Origin of the sequence: Hanstruepera ponticola, assembly GCF_012931685.1 — a bacterium.
GTDB classification, from domain to species: Bacteria; Bacteroidota; Bacteroidia; order Flavobacteriales; family Flavobacteriaceae; genus Hanstruepera; species Hanstruepera ponticola.
This window is the reverse complement of the sequence record NZ_JABANC010000004.1, coordinates 90,148-113,970: the sequence shown is the minus strand read 5'-3', so window position 1 is coordinate 113,970 and position 23,823 is coordinate 90,148. Positions and strand designations below refer to the sequence as shown.

Annotated in this window: 19 protein-coding genes; 6 read left to right on the top strand and 13 right to left on the bottom strand. The window is 33.2% G+C overall.

Going from position 1 to position 23,823, the window contains the following annotated elements; translation table 11 throughout:
- Nucleotides 1-2 precede the first annotated feature (2 nt).
- The 6 genes from HGK31_RS10990 to uvrA all read right to left on the bottom strand — a co-directional run bounded on the left by HGK31_RS10990 (nt 3) and on the right by uvrA (nt 10,633).
- A complete protein-coding gene (locus HGK31_RS10990) occupies nt 3-2,414 on the bottom strand; it encodes an alpha-ketoacid dehydrogenase subunit alpha/beta (RefSeq protein WP_191859908.1) in 2,412 nt (803 codons plus the stop codon).
- Nucleotides 2,415-2,586: 172 nt separating this feature from the next.
- Nucleotides 2,587-5,424, bottom strand: coding sequence for a gluzincin family metallopeptidase (locus tag HGK31_RS10985; protein WP_191859906.1), 2,838 nt, complete (start codon nt 5,422-5,424; stop codon nt 2,587-2,589).
- Nucleotides 5,421-6,692 (bottom strand): endonuclease/exonuclease/phosphatase family protein, encoded by a 1,272-nt coding sequence (locus tag HGK31_RS10980; RefSeq protein WP_191859904.1) that lies wholly within the window; start codon nt 6,690-6,692, stop codon nt 5,421-5,423. The genes HGK31_RS10985 and HGK31_RS10980 overlap by 4 nt, the downstream gene beginning before the upstream one ends.
- A gap of 27 nt (nt 6,693-6,719) precedes the next feature.
- The gene (locus tag HGK31_RS10975) at nt 6,720-7,409 is read right to left on the bottom strand and encodes an LOG family protein (protein WP_104736030.1); all 690 of its coding nucleotides are present in this window, start codon (nt 7,407-7,409) and stop codon (nt 6,720-6,722) included.
- A 166-nt stretch (nt 7,410-7,575) separates the two neighbouring features.
- On the bottom strand, nt 7,576-7,746 hold the full coding sequence (locus HGK31_RS10970) for a lmo0937 family membrane protein (protein ID WP_104736029.1): 171 nt from the start codon (nt 7,744-7,746) through the stop codon (nt 7,576-7,578).
- Between the two features lie 55 nt (nt 7,747-7,801).
- Nucleotides 7,802-10,633: an excinuclease ABC subunit UvrA gene (gene uvrA, locus HGK31_RS10965; protein WP_191859902.1), complete on the bottom strand. Its 2,832-nt coding sequence runs from the start codon at nt 10,631-10,633 to the stop codon at nt 7,802-7,804.
- A 101-nt stretch (nt 10,634-10,734) separates the two neighbouring features.
- On the opposite strand from uvrA, the gene HGK31_RS10960 reads away from it, so the two are divergent.
- Nucleotides 10,735-11,262, top strand: coding sequence for a hypothetical protein (locus HGK31_RS10960; RefSeq protein ID WP_191859901.1), 528 nt, complete (start codon nt 10,735-10,737; stop codon nt 11,260-11,262).
- 8 nt (nt 11,263-11,270) lie between these two features.
- Here the strand turns inward: HGK31_RS10960 and HGK31_RS10955 are convergent, their stop codons facing one another.
- From HGK31_RS10955 to HGK31_RS10935, 5 genes are read right to left on the bottom strand one after another with little or no spacing between them, the layout of a single operon-like run.
- Nucleotides 11,271-11,987, bottom strand: a complete 717-nt coding sequence (locus HGK31_RS10955; RefSeq protein ID WP_191859899.1) for a hypothetical protein — start codon at nt 11,985-11,987, stop codon at nt 11,271-11,273.
- Nucleotides 11,988-11,991: 4 nt separating this feature from the next.
- The gene (locus HGK31_RS10950; protein WP_191859897.1) at nt 11,992-12,882 is read right to left on the bottom strand and encodes an ATP-grasp domain-containing protein; all 891 of its coding nucleotides are present in this window, start codon (nt 12,880-12,882) and stop codon (nt 11,992-11,994) included.
- Entirely contained in the window at nt 12,879-13,547 is a 669-nt protein-coding gene (locus HGK31_RS10945) for a DNA alkylation repair protein (RefSeq protein ID WP_191859896.1), read from the bottom strand. The genes HGK31_RS10950 and HGK31_RS10945 overlap by 4 nt, the downstream gene beginning before the upstream one ends.
- A 1-nt stretch (nt 13,548) precedes the next feature.
- A complete protein-coding gene (ggt, locus tag HGK31_RS10940; protein ID WP_191859894.1) occupies nt 13,549-15,255 on the bottom strand; it encodes a gamma-glutamyltransferase in 1,707 nt (568 codons plus the stop codon).
- A complete protein-coding gene (locus HGK31_RS10935; RefSeq protein WP_191859892.1) occupies nt 15,252-15,860 on the bottom strand; it encodes an acyl carrier protein phosphodiesterase in 609 nt (202 codons plus the stop codon). Before HGK31_RS10935 ends, ggt begins: the two co-directional genes overlap by 4 nt.
- A 71-nt stretch (nt 15,861-15,931) precedes the next feature.
- Here HGK31_RS10935 and glmM point away from each other — a divergent pair, with 71 nt between their 5' ends.
- Nucleotides 15,932-17,320, top strand: a complete 1,389-nt coding sequence (gene glmM, locus HGK31_RS10930) for a phosphoglucosamine mutase (protein ID WP_191859890.1) — start codon at nt 15,932-15,934, stop codon at nt 17,318-17,320.
- Between the two features lie 26 nt (nt 17,321-17,346).
- A complete protein-coding gene (locus HGK31_RS10925; RefSeq protein ID WP_191859888.1) occupies nt 17,347-18,852 on the top strand; it encodes an aminotransferase class V-fold PLP-dependent enzyme in 1,506 nt (501 codons plus the stop codon).
- Between the two features lies 1 nt (nt 18,853).
- Here the strand turns inward: HGK31_RS10925 and HGK31_RS10920 are convergent, their stop codons facing one another.
- On the bottom strand, nt 18,854-19,744 hold the full coding sequence (locus tag HGK31_RS10920) for a lysophospholipid acyltransferase family protein (RefSeq protein ID WP_191859886.1): 891 nt from the start codon (nt 19,742-19,744) through the stop codon (nt 18,854-18,856).
- 62 nt (nt 19,745-19,806) lie between these two features.
- On the opposite strand from HGK31_RS10920, the gene HGK31_RS10915 reads away from it, so the two are divergent.
- Entirely contained in the window at nt 19,807-20,457 is a 651-nt protein-coding gene (locus HGK31_RS10915; protein WP_191859885.1) for a rhomboid family intramembrane serine protease, read from the top strand.
- 51 nt (nt 20,458-20,508) lie between these two features.
- Here HGK31_RS10915 and HGK31_RS10910 read toward each other — a convergent pair whose 3' ends face one another.
- A complete protein-coding gene (locus HGK31_RS10910; protein ID WP_191859883.1) occupies nt 20,509-21,636 on the bottom strand; it encodes a TlpA disulfide reductase family protein in 1,128 nt (375 codons plus the stop codon).
- A gap of 109 nt (nt 21,637-21,745) precedes the next feature.
- On the opposite strand from HGK31_RS10910, the gene mnmE reads away from it, so the two are divergent.
- Both mnmE and HGK31_RS10900 read left to right on the top strand, forming a co-directional pair.
- On the top strand, nt 21,746-23,137 hold the full coding sequence (mnmE, locus tag HGK31_RS10905; protein ID WP_191860101.1) for a tRNA uridine-5-carboxymethylaminomethyl(34) synthesis GTPase MnmE: 1,392 nt from the start codon (nt 21,746-21,748) through the stop codon (nt 23,135-23,137).
- Nucleotides 23,138-23,698, top strand: coding sequence for a 2'-5' RNA ligase family protein (locus tag HGK31_RS10900; protein WP_191859881.1), 561 nt, complete (start codon nt 23,138-23,140; stop codon nt 23,696-23,698).
- Nucleotides 23,699-23,823: the final 125 nt, after the last annotated feature.

The following is a 23,823-nucleotide window of genomic DNA, read 5'->3' as shown; positions in this document are numbered from 1 at the left end:
GTTTATCTCAATTTTGGAAAATCACTTGGGTTAGCTTCATGCATGACTTGATAAACAGCTTCAAAAATGTCTTCAACTGATGGTTTTGAGAAATAATCCCCATCAGTTCCATAAGCTGGTCTGTGCTGTTGTGCTGCAAGTGTTTGTGGTTTGCTGTCTAAATGTTCGTATGCGTTTTGAGTATTTAAAATTTCATTCAAAATAAATGCTGAAGCACCTCCAGGAACATCTTCGTCAATAACCATTAAACGATTAGTTTTTGAAACACTTTTTACAATATCATGATTTAAATCAAAAGGCAATAAAGATTGTACATCAATGATTTCAGCATCAATACCAACCTCTTGCAATTCTTTAGCTGCTTGTTCAATAATGCGCAGCGTTGAGCCGTAAGAAACCAAAGTAATATCCTGACCTTCTCTAATGGTTTCAACAATACCTAGAGGTGTTTTAAATTCACCTAAATTGGTTGGCATTTTTTCTTTTAATCGATAGCCGTTTAAACATTCAACAATAAGACCTGGTTCATCACTTTCTAGAAGGGTGTTGTAAAATCCAGCTGCTTTTGTCATATTTCTTGGGACTAACACGTGTATTCCTCTAACCAAATTTATAATGCCTCCCATTTGTGAACCAGAATGCCAAATACCTTCTAATCTATGACCACGAGTTCTTATAATTAATGGAGCTTTTTGACGACCTTTGGTTCTATATTGTAAGGTTGCCAAATCGTCACTCATAATTTGCAACGCATATAATATGTAATCTAAATATTGAATTTCAGCTATTGGTCTTAATCCACGCATAGCCATACCAATACCTTGACCAAGAATGGTTGCTTCACGAATGCCTACGTCAGAAACACGTAACTCACCATACTTCTCCTGCATACCTTCAAGTCCTTGATTGACATCACCAATATGACCAGCATCTTCCCCAAAAACTAATGTTTCAGGATATTTGCTAAATATGGCATCGAAATTATCACGAATTACCAATCTGGCATCAACCTCTTCGGCGTTGTTGTCGTAAGTTGGTTTAACTTCAGAAATATTTAAAGCTGAATTATTAGATTCAGAATATAAATGTGAACTGTATTTAGGTTGAATTGTCGCTGTGTAAGTGTTTATCCAATTTACCAAATTACTTTTGGCATTTGAGGTTTCACTAATTACATAACGTAAAGCCTTTCTTGCAGTTGAAAGAATTTCTTTTCTAATAGGTTCTTTAATTCCTGCTAAATCATTTGATAGCTTTTCAATAAAAACTTTATTTGAACTGGAATTTGCAACTTCTTTTAAGATAGAAACTAACTCGTTTTGTTCATTTTTTAATGGTTTTGTAAAAGCTGTCCAAGCTGCTTTTTTCCCATTACTAACTTGTTTTTTTATGTCTTTTTCAATGGCATTTAATTCGTCATCTGTGGCAATGCTATTAGCAATCATCCACTCACGTAATTTAGCATTGCAATCGTATTCTGCTTCCCAAGCCAATCTGTTTTCATCTTTATAACGTTCATGGGAACCAGACGTAGAATGCCCTTGTGGTTGCGTTAACTCACGTACATGAATTAATACTGGAACATGTTCCTCACGAGCAATTTGAGATGCTTTTTGATAGGTCTCAATTAAGGCAGCATAATCCCAGCCCTTAACGCGTAATATTTCATAACCCTTTTGGTTATCATCACGTTGAAATCCTTTTAATATTTCAGATATATTCTCTTTTGTAGTTTGATGTCTGGCATGAACAGATATACCATATTCATCATCCCAAACACTCATAACCATCGGAACTTGTAATACACCAGCCGCATTTATGGTTTCAAAAAACAAACCTTCACTAGTACTGGCATTACCAATAGTTCCCCATGCAACCTCGTTTCCATTTACAGAAAAGTTAGTAGTATCAATGCCCTTTACATGTCTGTATATTTTTGAAGCTTGAGCTAAACCTAATAGACGAGGCATTTGACCAGCTGTTGGTGAAATATCGGCACTTGAGTTTTTTTGAGCTGTTAAATCTTTCCAGTTACCGTTTTCATCTAAACTATGCGTAGCAAAGTGTCCACCCATTTGACGACCTGCTGACATGGGTTCTTCGCTTAAATCTGTATTGGCATATAATCCTGCAAAAAACTGTTCAATTGACAATTCGCCAATGGCCATCATAAACGTTTGGTCACGATAATAACCCGAACGAAAATCACCATTTTCAAAAGCTTTTGCCAAGGCTAATTGAGGCACTTCTTTTCCATCTCCAAAAATTCCAAACTTGGCTTTTCCCGTAAGAACTTCCCGTCTGCCCAAGAGACTACATTCTCTGGAGGTAACAGCAATTTTATAATCATTTAAAACTTCTGTTTTAAAATCTTCAAAAGACAGGTCTTTTTTTGTTTCAGGATTTGTTTGCATAGAGTTCATGGTATTTTTGCAAAGATAGCTAATAATGAGAAGATTTGCAATGCTGAAAACTGTTATAAAATTGAAAATAACTCAATAAAAAGCTGATAAAATTCAGATTTATTCAATAAAATTAAAAATTCGGCAATTTCATTAAGAATAATGTATTGATAGAAAATATTTTTTAATACCAACGTCTTGAGAATAGACCTAATAGGGTTTTAAAATCTAAAGTAACTATAAAACGAATTTTTTGATCATAATTTGGCTGCGCAATTTCCCAGCCTAAATTTGAATAAACGGGAAAGAAGATTTCAAAGTAATCTTCAACCAAAATAAACCGAAGACCAGAATCATAGACAAATTCGGCATTTGCTCCATGATTTTTAACAAATCCAACATCACCATATGCCATGATATACTTCCAAATAGTGGTACTACCGTTTAGGGTGGTTATCCACTGATTGGCAAAGCCAGGATTTAATTGTGATTTAAAACCACCTTCAGCTACAATCAACTGTTGGCTAAATAATCCAGCACTCTCCGAACGACCATAATAATTATAATCAAACAAATAATCTGTTGGTCTGTCTAGAGCAAAACTAAAATAATCAGAATCTTGATATGTTTTGTTATACAGAAAAGCTCCGGCAAACAATCTTAAATGATATCTTCTGTTTTTTGCAGTCAGTTTTCTATATTCATAGTTCAAAGCTACTTTTCCAAATTTCTTGGCTATTTGTAAGTCTGCGAACCAAGCAGAGAAATCTATTAAATCTTTATCTACGTGATTAAATCGCGCATTGAAGACACTATAATTTGGCTCTAGAGTTTCAGATGTTAAAACAGCATTTGGATCTTCGTCTCTATTAATATCAATATAGCGTAAGGATAAGTAGTTACGCATGTTAGACCTTAAGTTATCATTATCTCTGAATTGAAATTGAACACCAGGTGTGAATTTTGTTACAAATAAATCATCAGCATAGCTTTGGTAGCCAGCACCTATGCCATATCTAATTAAAAATAGGCTTTGAGAGTTGTCAATATATTGATTGTAATCTAAAGAAACTCCTCCTGTTAATGATTTTGATTTTAAACCATATTGAGGTGATATTTTATAATTAAAGGCCTTTTTTAATACAGTTTTATTATATGCTTTTACACCCAGTACAATACCGTCATAAATGTTATTGAATTCTACAATTGGCATGAGGAACAATTGATTGTATTTTGGGTCCTCAATATCCTTAATCAAACGTATTTGTAAAGGTCTATTAAATAGAGCATTTGTTAAATCTTTGGTGTTGTTTCTTAAGTTGAACTCAGGGACAATCTGATCCTGATTTAAAACTAGTTTAGTGTAACCATTATCAGGAATAACAACAACGATTGAATCTTTTATAGGATCAATCCAAATTTTAGATTTAACCTCATCATCAATCATAGAGAATAACGATATTGGCACAACAGCCTCATTTCGATTTTTAATGGTTACTTTGATTGAATCATTGGCTTTTACAACTTCTGAAATGGTGTAGTCAATAACTTTATCTGTTTGTAGATAATCTGTAAAAAACCAATCAATGTTTTTATCTGTTTTAGATTTTAAAAACACTTCAAAATCCTTGGTGTTAGTGGGTTTTAAGGTTCTAGATGTTAAGTATTCTTGTATAGAGTTTTCAACAGTGTTAGAATTAATATAATTTTCTAAATATTTCAATCCAACACCAGCTTTGTATTTGTTTGCAATATTTTCATTGAATTTTAGAAGGGAGTCTTTAGACATGGTTAATGGCTGATCAAGATTTCCTCTGGCCATATGCATATAAAGAAAACTATATTGAGCATTAAAATCTAATTGCGCTGCATGAAAAGATTTTAGTCCCCAAATACGTGAAAGCGTACCAGCAAGTTTCATTTCTGGGTAAAACTCATCAACATATTTCATGAGGTAATACGTTTGAATGCCATCAAGGATCCATTGATCTTCTCGTGGATTTATGAGTAGGATATTTTCTAAATAATTATGTAAAGCGGTCTTTAATATTTTTAATTCATATTGAAAATAATCAGGAAAAGGTCTTATGAAATCAGGCAGTAAATTCAACCCGTAAATAGGGCTTTTTTTATAATCAATATCAGTTACAAGTAATTTTTTGTGTGGATAAGAACCTAATGTTTTGGATAGAAAGGAGGCAATGTTATCTGTTATCAATGCCTTACTTAACGGATTTAATTCTTCATCATCAATATTGGAAACAACTGTGAAAAAGTCTGTTTCAATCTGTCTGAAATTGAATACTTTATTTATGAATAATTTTGAATTTACTCTATTTTCACCGGTAAAAACAAAGACTTGATTACCATCAATTTGGTTATAATCAAATTGATTTAATTCAGAAACTACATGATATTTTAAAGGACAGGTTAATTCAATACGAATATCAGATTTAGGAACAAACATATCATCTAAATCCTTATTACTAGTGTATTGCCACTCACCATTATAAACTGCCGGCGTTATATACCAATATCTTAAGTTGTAGTCACCATTAGAAGTCACACCATACCTTGTAAACTTATCATTAGGTACTTGAACAATATAATTTAATTGAATGGTATATGAATCACCTGGTTGTAATGTCTCGCTTAATTTAACTTTTAAAACATCAATCTGCTCTTTGACTCTTTCAAAATTTAAATCAGTTTCATTTTGTTTTACTGAAGTAATTACTGAATAGCCTCTATCTTCATTTTTAGCAAAATGAAATTCAGTTTTGAATTCTTCAGAAAATCGTTTGGCCAATGGCGTACTTTTGGTAGAATAACTATTACTCCAATCATTCAAATATATAGACTGTAAGGTGTCTTGAGTGGTGTTTTTATAGGTTATTGTTTGAGATATTTTTATCTGATTGTTTTCAGTATTGAGTTTTGCCTTTATATCAATAGTATTTTGACTATAGGAATAAAAACAAACAACTGTTAATAAGACATTTAAAAAATAACGTATTCTCAATTTATTTTGACAAACTTTAAAGGTTCAACATGAGTATTGAATGGCATAATGTAATAGATGCCACTTGATAGGCCTGCTATTGGTATCGTATATTCATACGAAGAATTTATAGCAACGGTTTTAACTGTATGACCTAATACATCATAAATTATAAGTCTTTTAGTGTGGTTTGATTGATTATTAAATTTGACCCTTATATTACTTTTGACAATGTTTGTGCCTACAATTTCAAAAAGTGAACCGTTATTATGTTCAGGAGTGCTCAATAACGTTTCTGTGGTCTCAATCTGTAGTGTAACGGGAAGATGGTCGCTAAAATTGTGCAAGGCATCTCTAATTTCAAAAGAAAAAGTAGCTCCATCGCATTCCGTATCGTTGATAGCGTTGTTATAACAATCAATATTACCGTTATTTCCATATGCTTGATAGGAATCTGATGCATAGTAAACATCTGTGTCATTGATCATGTTTTCTGAACACATAATAAAATCAAAACGATCATCAAATCCTCCAGTAGTGCCACCCATACCAGTTTGGGTTCTCGTTGATTGCGTAAAAACATCAATATAGTTTGTGTTATTGTGCCAACTCCCGATTTGATTGGCGGGATCAATAAAGACAATATTATTAGTATTATCAATAAGCCTTTGAAAAGCTGGTTCTGAACTTGTGTAAACATTAAAATCTCCAGCTAAAATTACATTGCTGTCTGCAGGGAAGTTTTCTAAATAAATGATGAGGTCTTCAACCATTTCTAACCGAAGTTCCTGATTATCTTCACCACTAGATGCTTTTAAGTGACAAACAATAAAGTCAATGAATATGGGTTCTGTGTCTTGATTAATAGTGTTCAATTTTAATCTGTAATGGTTGAAATCCCTAAAAATTGTAGTAACAATATTCTGACTTTCTAAAATAAATTTTGAACTATCATAATACAACAAATTCTGAAGATCATTTTGGTTACCAATCGTGTCATCTGATGAATTTAGAGTGAAATTTGCTTTTTCAAAATTTGGATTGATAGTATTTTGAATAAGATTCAGAATACTGTTGGCTCCTGACTCATTATTTAGTTCACAAACCATAAAAACATCAGGTTGATAGTCATCCAAAATAGTTTCTAAATATTGCAATCTATTTGGAACAGCATCCTCCAATGGAAAATTCAATAAATTATAAAACATAACATTGAAGGTTTCTTGTGCAAACAAGCCTGTTATGTTTAGTATGGCAATAAACCATATATATTGAATTTTTCTTTTCATGCTATTAATTCAGGGATTTTTACTGTATTAGAAATTAGGACTTAAGCCAGATTCTTTATAGAAGCTATCTAATATTGTAATGACTTCATCAGCAGTATCAACGAGATGTATTAAATCTAAATCTTTTGCACTAATATTTGTAAATCTGTCCAAAAGTGTTTCCTTCACCCAATCCATTAATCCAGTCCAGAAATCGGTACCTACAAGGATGATTGGAAATTTTTCAATTTTATTTGTTTGGATAAGTGTGATTGCTTCAAACAACTCATCTAAAGTTCCAAAACCACCTGGCATCACTACAAAACCTTGTGAATACTTTACGAACATAACTTTTCTAACAAAGAAATAGTCAAAATCTAAACTTTTATCTGAATCTATATACGGATTATCATGTTGCTCAAAAGGTAATTCAATATTTAATCCAACAGATGTGCCTCCAGCTATATGAGCACCTTTGTTTCCTGCTTCCATAATACCAGGTCCACCACCTGTAATAACTCCATAACCGTGTTCAACTATTTTGCTTGCGACTTCTTCAGCTAACTTATAATATTTGTGATCCGGTTTGGTTCTTGCTGATCCAAAAATAGAAACGCAAGGACCAATCCTGCTTAATTTTTCATAACCATTAACAAATTCGCCCATGATTTTAAAAATAGCCCATGAGTCATTTGTTTTTATTTCATTCCAACGTTTATGGTGTTGTTCTTTTTTCATTAATTTTCTGTTTAAAAATTAGAAAGTTCAATTTCAGGATTTTAGTCCGAAGTTTGCAAATTTATGAAGAAATAATTCCTTTTTACTATCTTAATTCTTAATTATTGTGCAAAAAATAAGGTAAACAAGCAGTTTACCTTATTTATTTTTCATTCTTAAATTTAAATCATTTCAAAGGGTTTCTACCAGAAATAATATTATAAAGGATTGCAATTACAGCAATCACCAACAAAATATGAATTAAATTTCCAGTAGCAATTCCAGGTACTATACCTAGAAAACCTAAAAGCCATATGACTATGCATATTACGGCAACTAACCAAAGTAAACTTCTCATAATTAGAATTGTTTAAGATTATAGTCTTAAATATACTAATTAAAAATCACTCTTTTCAGTTTAATTCCTTTTTAAGGAACTTTGCTGTATAGCTTTTAGTGTTTTTTACGAGTTCTTCAGGAGTTCCCTTGGCTACAATTTCGCCACCATTTTTACCACCTTCATAGCCAATATCAATAATGTAATCGACTGTTTTAATAACATCCAAATTGTGCTCAATAATTAAAACGGTATTGCCTTTATCTACTAATTTATTTAATACTATCATCAATACTCTTATATCTTCAAAATGCAATCCAGTTGTTGGTTCATCTAAAATATAGAAAGTATTACCTGTGTCACGCTTACTCAACTCTGTTGCCAATTTAATTCTTTGAGCTTCACCACCTGAAAGCGTTGTACTTTGTTGACCTAGTGTTATATACCCTAAACCAACATCTTTGATGGTTTTTAGTTTTTTGTGAATTTTTGGAATATGTTCAAAGAATTCAACTCCTTCATTAATAGTCATTTCTAAAACATCGCTGATGGATTTTCCTTTATAACGAATCTCAAGTGTTTCCCTATTGAACCGCTTACCTTGACAAGTTTCACATTCTACGTAAACATCTGGTAAAAAATTCATTTCAATAACTCGTAAACCACCACCTTGACAGGTTTCACAACGTCCGCTTTTAACGTTAAAGCTAAATCGACCTGGTTTGTAACCACGAATCATGGCTTCAGGAATTTTTGAATATAAACTACGTATTTCACTAAATACACCAGTATAAGTTGCTGGATTACTGCGAGGTGTTCTTCCAATTGGTGATTGGTTGATATCAATTACCTTATCAATATGTTCTAACCCTTTTATGCTTTTATAAGGCATTGGTTTTTTTACACCATTGAAATAATGGGCATTCATGATAGGGTAAAGTGTTTCATTGATTAATGTTGATTTTCCACTTCCTGAAACACCAGTAACACCAATCATTTTGCCAAGAGGAATATCAATTGAAACATTCTTTAAATTGTTACCTGTACAGCCTTTCAGTGATAAGGTTTTACCATTGCCTTTACGCCGTTTTTTGGGAACTTCAATTTCTTTAGTACCATTGAGGTAGTCAGCAGTGAGCGTGTTGTGGGTCTTTAGTTCTTCTGGCGTACCAATACTAATTATTTCACCACCATGTTTTCCTGCTTTTGGTCCAATATCAATTACATAATCTGCATGCTCAATCATATCCTTGTCATGTTCAACAACTATTACTGAATTGCCAACATCACGCAGAGATATGAGCGATTTTATAAGCTTTTCATTATCACGTTGGTGTAAGCCAATGCTAGGTTCATCCAAAATATAAAGTACTCCAACTAACTGTGAGCCAATTTGAGTAGCTAAACGAATACGCTGGGCTTCACCGCCAGACAAAGATTTTGAACTTCGGTTTAGGGATAGATAATTTAATCCAACATCTAGTAAAAATTGTAACCTACTACGTATTTCTTTATTGATCTCTTCAGAAATTTTTAATTGTGTATCTGAAAGATGGTTTGATAAATCATCAAACCAACCAGCCAAATCAACAATGTCTTTTTCAGCTAATTCTGAAATATTTGAACCATTGACTTTAAAGTATAGTGATTCTTTTCGAAGACGAGAACCTTCACATTCGGAACACTTTACTTTATCCATATAATCTTTTGCCCAACGTTTTAGTGAGGTTGATTCGGCAGACTTATATTGGTTTTCTATAAAATTAGCAACACCCTCAAAATCTATTTTGTAATCGCGTGTAACACCTAATGTTTTACTTTCAACAGAGAATTTTTCGTTACCACCATAAAGAATAACCTGTTTGGCTTCTTCGGGAATAGCTTTATATGGGTCGTTAAGTGAGAAATTATAGCGTTGTGCAATAGTTTCAAACTGCTTGAAAATCCAACTATTTTTTTTGGGTCCATGAGGAGCCAATGCACCTGCGTTGATGGATAGCTTGGTATCAGGAACAATTTTATTTTCGTTTATTTGATAGAGCGAACCAATGCCATTACATTTTGGACAAGCACCTTTAGGTGAGTTAAACGAAAAATTATTGGGTTCAGGATTGGGATAAGAAATACCCGTTGAGGGACACATTAAATTTCTACTGAAATATCTTGCTTCTTGGGTGTCTTGATCAATAACCATAAGTACATCGTCACCATGATACATGGCCGTATTTATGGTTTCCATTAGACGCTTATCATTATCTGCTACATCATCAATTTTTAATCGGTCAATGACTATTTCAATATCATGTGTTTTATAACGATCTAATTTCATGCCTTTTACTAGGTCACGGATTTCACCATCGGTTCTCACCTTAACAAAACCTTGTTTGGCTATTTGCTCAAACAATTCACGGTAATGTCCTTTTCTTGAACGTATTACAGGAGCTAGGATGTTGATGCGCTTTCCATCAAACGATTCTTTAATAAGATCTCTAATTTGCTCATCATTATAACTCACCATTTTCTCACCAGTATTGTAACTGTAGGCATCACTGGCTCTAGCAAATAAAAGCCTTAAAAAGTCATAAATTTCAGTGATAGTACCAACCGTAGAACGTGGTGATTTGCTCGTAGTCTTTTGCTCAATTGCAATTACAGGAGAAAGTCCATCAATTTTATCAACATCTGGACGCTCTAATCCACCTAAAAACTGTCTGGCATATGCCGAAAAGGTTTCTATATAACGGCGTTGTCCTTCAGCATAAATTGTGTCAAATGCCAATGACGATTTACCACTACCAGACAAACCAGTAATAACCACTAGTTTCTCTCGTGGTATGGTTACGTCAATGTTCTTTAAATTATGGACACGCGCACCTCTAACTTCAATATGTTCTTCAAAATGACCCATAGTATTGCAAAGTTGCAAAGGTACAATTTTAGATGTTAATTTTTAGTGACCTACTATTCATGATTTTTATTATTATTGTAGAAGAAATAAAATTAAAAAACATGAAATTACTCGGAATAAGCTCACGAATTAATCATCCCGAATATGGTAAGGGAGTTGTTACCAATGTAACTTCGAAACATTATTGGGTTACTTTTATAGATAACGGATTGGAAACTATTGATATTGATTCAGAATTTGAAGTTATTGAGGCTGCTGAAGATGATGTGGACACGGTTAGTTTTTTTGATGTAGAGAGTAGTCTGGTCGAGATTTTAAAGAAGTATAGTGACGTGTCTGAAGTTGTTCATATTGCAGATAAGTGGAAAGGCGGTAAATTGATTTTAGAGCCAGGCGATACGTCATTACAAAGTAAAGAAGTGCCAATTGATAGTTTTTTTCATAAAATAACTATGGTTCGCGATAGATTGCGAGTCATGGAGCAAAAAATAAATTCTAGTAAAAATTTAGATGAACAGGAAAAAATAGATTTACAACAATATATTACTAGAAGTTATGGTAGTTTGACCACGTTTAATGTGATGTTTAAATTAAAAGACCAACAATTTAAAGGGCAGAGCAGTAAGTGAGTTTCAGATTAATTGGTTCCTTTAACATTACCCATTTCAATACCTAAAAAAAGTAGTTCATGAAATGTTGGCAACTGCGCACCACTTTCAGTGGTTGTCCAATCTGTCCATGACGCTTCTAGTCCGCCAATTGGTAAAATATCAACCCACATTTTAAACTTTGTAGGTTTATGGTTTTTGTCTAAAATCCAAACATAGGAATCACCTGGTGTTGTGCCTCCAGATGTGTATGTTACCATTAAACCTTCTTCACCAGATTCTGTTTTTACAAGGCTTCTTTGAGTTCCTGGGTCCAAAACCTTGTAAGGAGCCACAAGCCAAAAGGAATCGTTATTAAAGTAATCAGTCGCTTCACTTATTAATTCTTTAGCTTGTTCGCCTTCAACCTTAAAATTATGTACATAAGCTTTAGATTCTGAAGGACTATTTAAGTTTAAATCTACTTTATATTCTTTCCAGTATACCACACACGTATTTTGGTCTTTCTGCCATTTATAATGATGACGATTTTTAAAGGTCCATTCTATATAATTCGTGTTTTTATAAGCTTCATAGTCAAGTGCTTTGAGCATAGATTGCGCAAGCGCTTCAGCTTGTTCGCCTTGTTTACCTTGAGGTAAATCTTCATTGTATTTAAAATAGACAAATCCAAAAAATAATAGACTAGGCAAGGTGAAAAATATCACTAATCCAGCAGTTATTTTAAGAACTCTCTTAAACGTCATTTTATTAGATTTTTGCCTTTAAACTTCTAGCTAAAACATCAGCAGCTTTGGGGTGATTTCTAAACCACAATTCAGGTTCAATAAGTTCTAATTCTGAAAGTGCTATTTGCCCTTGGTTATCTGTAAAGATATCAACTCTAGCGTAAATGGGCAATTCTGGACATGCTTTTACGGCATTTTGGGCAAATGCAATTTCTTCTTTCGAAGGCACGTAGCCATGAACGGTTCCACCAAAATCATCCTGAACCCTAAAATCACCGTCTTTTGCTTTTTTTAAAACAGCGTGTGTAAACTGTCCGTTAAAGACCATTAATGATAACTCACCTTCTGATACAATATTGTGCTGAAAGGGTTGTAGCATCATTGATTCTTGAGTGATTAATGCCTTGAATATAGACTCGTGTTCTGATAAGTTATTTTTATTGAGTTTATAGGTATGTCTTGCAGCACCAGAAATACAGGGTTTTAAAACCGTTTCTTCCCAATTGAGCTGTTCATGTAGTTGAACCAAAGTTATACTTGTTCCTGTTTCAATGAAATGGGTTTTGGCAATGCGAACACCAGCTTTTTCTAAATCTAATAAATAGTGTTTATCCAGATTCCAACGAATAATATTTTCAGAATTGAATAAGGTAGTTACTTCGGATACTTGAGTTAGCCATTTTGAAAACTCATTAAATCTATCAAAGTAATCCCAAGTTGTTCTAAATAAAACTGCTTTGGTTTCTGACCAATTAAAATTATCGTCATCCCAAGCTAATCGTAAGGTTTTTAAGCCTTGCTTATTTAATGCGTCTTGCACCAAGAAATCTTCATAAAACACATTGTGTTTGTATGCATCGTTTTTAGAATCTTTTAAATAGCGTTTGTCAGTAAGAATTACAATATCTATCATATTAATCGTCTAATAGCTTCGCGTTTACTTAAGGGTTTTAAAGTGTTGGAATTTACAAAATCTAATACTGCAGTTGGATTCACTTTCCCGTATTCTCTTAACGCCCAACCAATTGCTTTTTTTATGAAAAATTCATCAGATTCTTTGTGAATTAAACATTGTTTAAACAATAATGCCTCGTCAGTCTTTTCTTTATAGCCCAGTTGAAAGATGATACTGCTTCTTTGTAACCATAAATTTTTTGAATTTGAAAATTTTGAAATGACTGTAGGCATTTCTTCTTTGTAAAGCAACAAATATTTTCCCAATATTTGTTTGGCAATAAAATCGACTGAATCCCACCATGAATTGGTGGTGATTAGTTTTTCAATGAGTATGATGTCCTCTTTTTTATAGGATTTTCGTAGTTGCTTTTCAAATAACTCAATGGCTACCATATGCATTTCACGTTGCGGAATATCATATAAATCGAAAGCAAGTGTTCTAACTGTATCGCGAATTTCAAGTTTATGTTTTTCTATAATAGGTTTGGATAGCGAACGTCGTAAAGGTGCCTTTATACCATAAAATGGAAATTTATTTAGCATGTATGCAGACATTTGTGCTGCATAATCATGATTAGCTTGAGATTGAAATGTATGTTTTAATTCAGTTATAAAATCCATTTTAAAACCCTATAGCTGTATCATCTCCACGCCAGTCGGCACCACCTTCTAGTTTACCGTCATCAGTCACTAATATACCATCAACAATACCTATAACTGGTGAGCGTTCTTCGTTAATAGTGTATCCCTTTGCTTCTAATTGGCGAATTAATGCTTTGCTAAATTTATTAGGTTCCATACGAATATAATCTGGCAACCATTGATGGTGAAATCTTGGTGCACTAACAGCTTCTTGCATAGTCATTTCAAACTCTTCTACATTTAAAATAGTTTGTAGAACGGATGTTATAATAGTTGATCCACCAGGAGTTCCTAGAGTCATTAAGAGTTTTCCGTTCTTTTCAACAATTGTCGGTGTCATAGAACTTAACATACGCTTTTCTGGCTCAATACTATTGGCTTCTGCACCAGTTAAACCATACATATTGGGTGCACCAGCTTTGCTGCTAAAATCGTCCATTTCGTTATTTAGAAAAAAGCCAAGTTCTGAACAAAACAATTGGGAGCCAAACGTATTGTTTAATGTGGTTGTTACTGATATCGCGTTTCCAAATTGATCTACAATAGAGTAGTGTGTTGTTTCATCACTTTCAACAAATTCAATATTTCCATGAAACACTTCGCTAGAAGGTGTAGCTTTTTCAAACGAAAAATCACGCATACGATTATAAAGATACGTGTCACTCAACAAGGTATCTGTTGGAATCTGAACAAAATCAGGATCACCTAAAAAATAATTTCTATCGGCATAAGCACGTCTTTCAGCTTCTGAAAGTAGTTGAATGGTTTTAAGAGAATTATGACCAAATTCTTTTAATTCATAGGGTTCAATCATTTTCATGATTTGTGCTAAACAAATTCCGCCACTTGAAGGTGGAGACATGGAAATTATGTTGATATCTTTATATTTAAAGGTAATAGGTTCGCGCCATATGGCTTCATAATTAGCTAAATCTTCCAAAGTTATAATGCCACCTCTTTCAGATAAGTACTCAACCAATATTTTGGCTGTTTCACCTTTGTAAAACTCATCTTTACCATTTAAGGCAATCCGTTGCAATGTTTTTGCTAGTTGAATATTTTTTATAGTGTCACCAGCTTTTTTATTTTTTGAATATAGAATTTCTTTGCCATTAACAGCCCTAAATATGCTATCGTGTAAGTTAAATCTTTCCGCTTGTTTTTCAGTCACTTTATAGCCCTTATTAGCAAGTTCTATAACAGGCTCCAAAATTTCGCTTACTGATAATTTTCCAAATTTTTGTTGCGCTTCAAAAACTCCAGCCACAGTTCCAGGAACACCAACAGCTAGCTCACCAAGAATACTTTTTAATGGGATGACATTTTCTAAAGAATCTAAATACATATTTTTTGAAGCTGCCAATGGTGCTTTTTCGCGATAATCTAAAGCGCCAACATCACCATTGCTCATGCGGTATACCATAAAACCACCACCACCTAGATTCCCAGCAGATGGGTAACAAACAGCTAACGCCATTTCAGTTGCCATCATGGCATCGAACACATTGCCGCCTTTTTCAAGGATATAACTACCAATTTTTGAGGCTTCTTTTCTGGCTGAAACCACCATGGCTTTTTCAGTAATAAGGCCATATTCATGAGTTTGACTCTCTTGAGTTGACGTGTTTCGCTTATTGCAACTAAAAGCTATGCTAATAAAAAAAAATATTATAAGTAATTTTCTCATGGTTGGTTATTTAGCTTGATAGTTAATTCTATCCGTTTATTATTAGAAAACAAAATGAGTTCATCAAAAAACAACGTGAATTCATTCTCAAATTCAGAATAGTAAGTATTAAGTTCAGTGGTAGCCTTATTCATTTTTGATCTGTTTTGAGTTCGCCTGTTCATGCCGTCTAGAACGCGTTGGATGCCTTCAATTTTGGCGTAGTTTAATAACCAGTTATCTGCAATCATAAATGGCATCATTTTTTTTGTGCGTTCAGGTAAAATTTGAAAATTGTCTTCTAACGATTTGTAAAATTTTTCAACATATATGTCTAAAGGTGTTTCGGAATATTTATGCCAGTTTTTTGCTAAAAAATGGTCGTAAAGAATATCTACAATCACACCAGAATAATGACTATAGTTTTTGTGAAGGCGCTTGGTGCTTTGTCTTACAATAGGATGCGCATCAGTAAAGGTGTCTATTTCACGATGTAACAGGATTCCAATTTGTAAATCTTTAGGGTAGTTCTTGTACTTTTTTCCACGAATTCCATCAGCAATAAAATTACCAATTGTAATACTTTCATTGTTTCCTGAAAGATATATATGCGCTAGAAAATTCATTCTGTGAATTTACAAATTCGTAATATAGAAAACATACAGAAAACTTATATTTGTTCAAATTTTTAAAAAACATGACACTTATAAAATCTATATCAGGAATACGAGGCACTATTGGTGGAGCGGTAGGAGAGAACTTAACACCAATTGATGCCGTAAAATTTGCATCGGCTTATGGTGTTTGGTTAAAACAGCAACGAAACAAAGATACTCATAAAGTTGTTGTGGGACGTGATGCTCGAATTTCTGGTGAAATGATTCAGAACTTGGTTATGAACACCTTGGTTGGATTAGGTATTCATGTGGTTGATTTAGGGTTGTCCACAACTCCAACTGTAGAGGTTGCAGTTCCCATGGAACATGCCGATGGTGGTATAATACTAACGGCAAGCCATAACCCAAAACAATGGAATGCTTTAAAATTATTGAACAGTAAAGGTGAGTTTTTAAATGGTGCCGAAGGTGCGAAAATATTAGAAATAGCAGAATCTGATAATATGTCCTTTGCTGATGTTGATAGCTTGGGTAAGATTACTAAAAATCAAGCCTATATCGATATGCATATTGATGAGGTTTTAAATTTACCGCTTGTAAATAAAAAAGCCATAGAAGATGCAAAGTTTAAAGTGGTTGTTGATGGTGTAAATTCAACAGGTGGCATTGCAATTCCATTGCTATTAGAAAGATTAGGTGTTCATCCTGTAAAATTGTATTGTGAACCTAATGGTCAGTTTCCTCATAACCCAGAACCTTTAAAGGAACATTTAACTGATTTATCTGAAGCTGTTGTAAAAGAGCACGCTGATTTTGGAATTGTTGTCGATCCAGATGTTGACCGGTTAGCGTTTATGGATGAAAAAGGCGAAATGTTTGGTGAAGAATATACGTTGGTTGCCTGTGCTGACTATGTACTCTCAGAAACTCCAGGAAATACAGTCAGTAATATGAGTTCCACTAGAGCCTTACGTGATGTTACTGAAAAACATGGAGGTACCTATGAAGCCAGTGCAGTTGGTGAAGTTAATGTTGTTGAACTCATGAAACGAAACAATGCGATAATAGGAGGTGAAGGTAATGGAGGTATAATCTATCCTGAATTACATTATGGTCGTGATGCTTTAGTTGGTGTGGCTTTGTTTTTAAGTCTTTTGGCAGATAAAAAAATGTCTGTTAGTACGTTACGTGCTTCCTATCCTAATTATTATATGAGTAAGAAGAAAATTCAATTGACTCCATCTTTGGATGTTGATGGTATTCTTAAGACAATGGAGACAGAATATGCACATGAAAATTTAACTACTATTGATGGTGTGAAAATAGATTTTGCCGATAGCTGGGTGCATTTACGCAAAAGTAATACAGAACCAATAATCAGAATTTATACCGAAGCACCTTCACAAAATGAGGCAGATACTTTAGCAGATAAAATTATTTCAGAAATAGAAGCTGTCGCTAATATTTAGTACTTTTGCCTTATAATTTAATAGCCATGATTACTGCAATGTCAGATAGTAAAAAGTCAACAGATTTAGAATCCTATTTCAAAACGTTTAGAAATAACATTATTGGAATTGATCAAGAATTTGAATCGCCTTTTGGTAAGAAAAAAATACTTTATACTGATTGGACAGCTTCTGGTCGCTTATATAGACCCATTGAAGAGAAAATGTGCAATGAATTTGGTCCTTATGTCGCTAATACACATACTGAAACCACAGTTTCTGGAACAGCGATGACAAAAGCTTACCATGAAGCTAAAAACATTATTAAAAAGCATGTAAACTGCAATGATGATGATGTTCTGATTGTTTCAGGTAATGGAATGACAGGTGTTGTTAATAAATTTCAACGAATTTTAGGCTTAAAAATCCCCGAGAATTTGAGTAAACATACTCAAGTACCAGAAGAAATGTGTCCTATTGTGTTTATTACGCATATGGAGCATCACTCTAATCAAACAACATGGTTGGAAACAATAGCCAAAGTTGTGGTTATTCCTCCAGGAGAAGATGGTTTATTCAGTTTAGAGAATTTAGAAAAACTTTTAGTAGAACATAAAGATTGTACCATAAAAATTGCTTCAATTATTCATGGTTCCAACGTGACAGGCATTCAAAATCCTGTTCACGATGTAGCCGAACTTATGCATAATCACGGTGGCGTTTGTTTTGTAGATTATGCGTGTTCAGCACCTTATGTTGATATTGATATGCACCCTGAAAACGACGACCGAGCATTAGATGCTATTTTCTTTTCACCACATAAATTTTTAGGAGGACCTGGTTCATCAGGTGTTCTTATATTTAATAAAAAATTGTATAAGAACATGATTCCTGATTGTCCTGGAGGAGGAACAGTGAGTTGGACTAATCCTTGGGGAGAACATAAGTATATCGATAATATTGAGGATCGTGAAGATGGTGGAACACCAGGTTTTTTACAAACCATGCGAACTGCTTTAGCTATTAGGTTGAAAGAACAAATGGGTGTTGACAAAATGCTTAAACGAGAACATCAAATAATCGATTATGTGTTTAAGGCTTTAGGATTAATTGATAATATCAATATCCTTGCAGGTCAACATCAAAATAGGTTGGGTGTAATCTCCTTTTATATTGATGATTTACATTATAATCTGGGTGTGAAACTATTAAATGATAGATTTGGTATCCAAACGAGAGGTGGTTGTAGTTGTGCAGGTACTTATGGTCATTACTTACTGCATGTAGATTATGAAACGTCTCACGAATTGACTCAAGAAATTTCTCTTGGTGAATTAACACGTAAACCAGGTTGGATACGTATGTCTATTCACCCAACTACAACAGATGATGAAATAAAGTATGTTTGCGATAGCATTATTGAACTCGCTCAAAAGCATACAGAGTGGGCTTTAGATTATGACTATGATAAAAACTCAAATGAGTTTAATCATAAATCATTAAGCGGTAAATCTGAAGCTGATGTAATTATTAAAGATTGGTTTCAATTATAAATTATTGAAATTCTTTTGGTACAATATGTCGATGTTTCCATCTTTTATGTGTCCATAAATAAAATTCAGGCGCTTCGTTAATTTGTTCTTCTACGAGCTTCAAAAACATATCAGTTATTTGATAGTTAGGATATTCTTTAGGATTTAATGCAATAGTTTTGAAAGAGGTTTCATAATAGCCTCTTTTTAGACGTTTTACACCAAAGAATACCACAGCCATATCTAATTTTTTTGATAGCATTTCTGCTCCTGTGTGTACCGGAACTTTTATTCCCATAAATTCTTGCCAGTGAAAGGCTTTATGTGCTTTTGGTGATTGGTCTGATACAAAACCACAGATGGTTAAATCTCCATTAACTTTTGCCTTCATTAAAATTGGAATACTTTCCTTGGTAGTAATTAAATGACTATTGTATTTAGCTCTTATTCTTTTGACTAATTTATCAAAATACTTATTTTCTAATCTTTTATAAATAGCATAGCCTTTTGTTCCTATGTAAGTTTGTAAAATAAATATCCATTCCCAGCTACCATAATGGGCACACATTAAGGCGATACTTTTGTCTTGACTCTCTATATCTTTAAGTAATTGAACATTGGTAAATGTGAACCTTTTTTTCATTTCTTTTTCAGAAATAGTCATGGACTTAATTGACTCTAGAATCATGTCACACAAGTGATGATAAAACTTTTTTCTTATAGCATTAAGCTCATCATTAGATTTATTTGGGAACACTAACCTTAAATTCTCCTTTACCACCGATTTTCTATAACCTACAATATGGTAAAGTATCACAAACAATACATCAGAAAAAGCATAAAGCAATCTAAAAGGTAATATGGATATAAGCCATAAAAAAGGATAAATTAAGATGTAAATAAGAAATTGCATGAATTAATTATAGATTTGCAGGAACAAATATATATTATATTCTATTTATACGTTTACTATTTATGGGCAATTTAAGTTTAGTTACCATTATCATTATTGCAGCAAATGTGATAATCTCTTTTAAGGGATTTAATGATTATGGTTTTTTTGATAAGTATAAATTTAATGTTGGAGGAGTTAGACGCGGTGAGCAAATAAGATTGTTTAGTTCAGGATTCTTGCATGTGGATAATGCACATCTATTTTTTAATATGTTTACCTTATATTTTTTTGCAGATGTTGTTATTGCTTATTTAGGAAACATTAAGTTTTTAATTGTTTATTTAGGGAGTCTATTATTAGGTAATTTATTGTCTTTAGTGTTTCATAAAAACGAATACCATTACAGTGCAGTAGGAGCAAGCGGTGCTGTTACAGGTATTATTTATTCCGCTATTCTTTTACGGCCGGATATGAGTTTGTATATGTTTTTTATACCTATTCCAATTCCCGCATATATCTTTGGTATAGGTTATCTACTGTATTCCATTTATGGTATGAAAAGACAAATTGGTAATATAGGTCATGATGCACACTTTGGTGGTGCAATTGGTGGATATGTTATCACCTTAATTTTAGCCTCATGGTTATTTAAAGAAAATCTTTTAATGATTGGTTTACTAGCTTTGCCAATTATCTTACTATTTGTATTGAAAAAAACCGGCAAGCTATAAATAAAAAAGCCTTTCTAACTAGAAAGGCTTTTTTTAATTAGTCTTGTTCAATTAATCCAGAAGTTCTGAAATTTTTTGTTCCAATGCGCTACCTCGTAAATTTTTGGCTATGATTTTACCATTTTCATCAAGAATGAATGTAGCAGGTATTGAGTTGATATTATACAATTTTGCAACAGGGTCATTAAAATAATTTAAGTTAGAAACATGATGCCAATTCAAGCTATCTGAAGCAATGGCATTAACCCAAGCGTCTTTAGGATTATTTTGTCTTTTAGTTCCATCAAGAGATACGCCAATAATTTCCAGACCTTTGTCATGATATTTGTTATAAACTTTAACCACATTTGGATTTTCTCTTCTACAAGGTCCACACCAAGCTGCCCAAAAATCAATAATGGTTACTTTTCCTTTAATATCTTGTAGCGAAATAATTTCACCGTCTGGATTGGGAGCAGAAAAGTTAGGAGCAACACTTCCAATTTCTGTCGCTAGGGTTGCATCAATTACCCGCTTAATTTCTTTTGCAGCACGACTTTCTTTAACATCCTCTGTAAACGTGTTATATAGTTCATTAGCTTTACTAACAGTTACTACTTTTGCCATTAAAAAATCCTCAAGAATAATGGCACTTGTTACCGCGTCATTGTATTTGCTGATATTTTCAATACTTTTGTCATTGTTGATTTTAACCAAGCTATCAAAAGTTTTTCTAACGGCTTGCATGGTTTCCATATCACCTTTGCTTCTCGCTTCTTTAAAAGTTTCAGCTAATTGGGCATTTTGCTTTTTTAATGGTCTCGCAAAACTTTGAAATACATTGAATACTTCATTTTCCTTACCTCCAGTAACAATCGAAGCATCTATGGTATCTTTGTGAAAATCAATTTCAATCCTTTCGTTTTCTATAATTAATGGTAGTGAGCCAGGATGATTATCAATAAAAATATAATACAAATCGGGTGAATCTACCTTTCCTTTTAGCTGTAGTTTTCCATTTGTTATAATGGTGGAATCAACTGTATATGATCCTGAACGAGCTATTCGCGATAATTTAATCTCACGACCACTGAAGTATGAATCAATGTTACCATCTATTACAAATCCTTCAGGTTTGCTTTCTTTTTCACAGGATACAAAACCAATTACTAAAACTAAAATCAAAAGCTTTTTAATCATAATATCTTTTTTTAGATGTGCAAATATAATAGATAAAGCCAACATGTGATGTTAAGATTAACCTAATAAACAGGAGATTTTTATGCAATCTATTTACTACTTTTGTGGCATGATTCAGAATGATACTATTATTGCATTGGCAACGCCATCAGGAGCTGGAGCTATAGCTGTTATTCGCTTATCTGGTATTGATGCTGTAAAATTAGTATCCGAAAACTTTCAATCAGTTACGGATGGTAAGAAGTTATCTTCTCAAAAAACACATACTATTCATTTAGGGCACATTGTAGATGGTAAGAAAACCATGGATGAGGTGTTGGTATCTATTTTTAAAAACCCACACTCATATACAGGTGAAGATGTGATAGAGATTAGCTGTCATGGTTCGCCATATATCCAACAAGAAATAATTCAGTTGTTTTTGCGTAAAGGCTGTAGAATGGCCAATGCTGGTGAGTTTACTTTGCGTGCTTTTCTCAATGGTAAATTAGATTTAAGCCAGGCAGAAGCTGTTGCCGATTTGATTGCTAGTGATAACGAAGCCTCTCATCAAATAGCCATGCAGCAAATGCGTGGTGGTTTTTCTTCTGAAATTGCCAAACTACGTGAGGAACTTTTAAACTTTGCATCCTTGATTGAATTGGAATTAGATTTTGCAGAAGAAGATGTTGAATTTGCAGATAGAACGCAATTCAGTGATCTTATTGATAGAATCATATTTGTGTTGAAACGCTTGATAGATAGTTTCGCCGTTGGTAATGTGATTAAAAATGGGATTCCAGTGGCTATTGTTGGAGAGCCTAACGTAGGCAAATCGACACTTTTGAATGCTTTGTTGAATGAGGAGCGCGCTATAGTTTCAGAAATTGCGGGAACCACACGTGATACCATAGAGGATGAGATTTCTATTGGCGGTATTGGTTTTCGATTTATTGATACAGCAGGTATTCGTGAGACCCAAGATGTGGTTGAGACTATCGGAATAAAGAAGACCTTTGAGAAAATAGAACAATCTCAAGTCGTAATTTATCTGTTTGATGTATCTAATAGTATTGAGAAACTGGATCAAGTATCGGTTGAAATTTGGAAAATAAAAAATAAGTATCCGCAAAAACCTTTATTGATTATTGCCAATAAGATAGATAAGCTAGATGACAACCAATTGGCATCTTTACAAGAAACCATTCCAGAGGTAAAGCTACTATCAGCTAAAACAGGATTTGGTGTTGAGCAATTAACAAATTCATTATTGAACTTAATTAATACAGGTGCTTTAAGGAATAATGAAACCATTGTAACTAATACACGTCATTATGATGCGCTCCTAAAAGCTTTTGAAGAAATACAAAAGGTAAAACACGGTTTAGATTCTGGATTATCTGGTGATTTAATGGCTATTGATGTTCGTGAGGCTTTATATTATTTTGGGCTTATAACCGGTGAGGTTACCAATGACGACCTATTAGGTAATATTTTTGCTAACTTTTGTATCGGGAAATAAATGAAAAGATACTCAATAGTTATTCAACCAAGTAATTCAGTTATTGAAGAAGTAAAGCAAATGAAAGAATTGTTGGCTTCAAAAATTGGTTGGTATAACAGTAAAAATTCTTTAGCTCATATTACTATAAATGAATTTGAACTAGAAGAAATAGAATTAGAACATATAAACAGTAAGTTAACAAAGATTACTACTTATTTAAAATCTCAAGAAGTTCAGTTTACCAGTTTTGATGTTTTTTCAAATGGTGCTTTCTTTTTGAAACCTAACGTGGCTTCAAGACACTATTTAAAAGAAATTATGACTACGGTTCATCAAAAATTTTCATATCCTACAAATATTAAAAGTTACGAACCACATATGTCAATCGGTAGAAGGATTCAACCCGAAAATATTGAAGTCGCAAAAAGTTTATTCTCTAAAAATCCAAACATTAGCTTTATTTGTGATACAATTGCTTTACGCTGTTTCAACGAGGAACGTAAACAATTTCATGTCATCGCTACTTTTTCATTTTTAGGAGAAGAATCACAAGACGTAATTCAAGGACTTTTGTTTTGATTACTTGACGTTGAACTTCGTGAAAAATAATCCTAAAATTAAAGTAAGGCTTTCAGTATCGCAGCAGCAGCAATTCAATACGTTTTTTGAATCCGTATAGACTAATACATCAACTTATAGCCCGA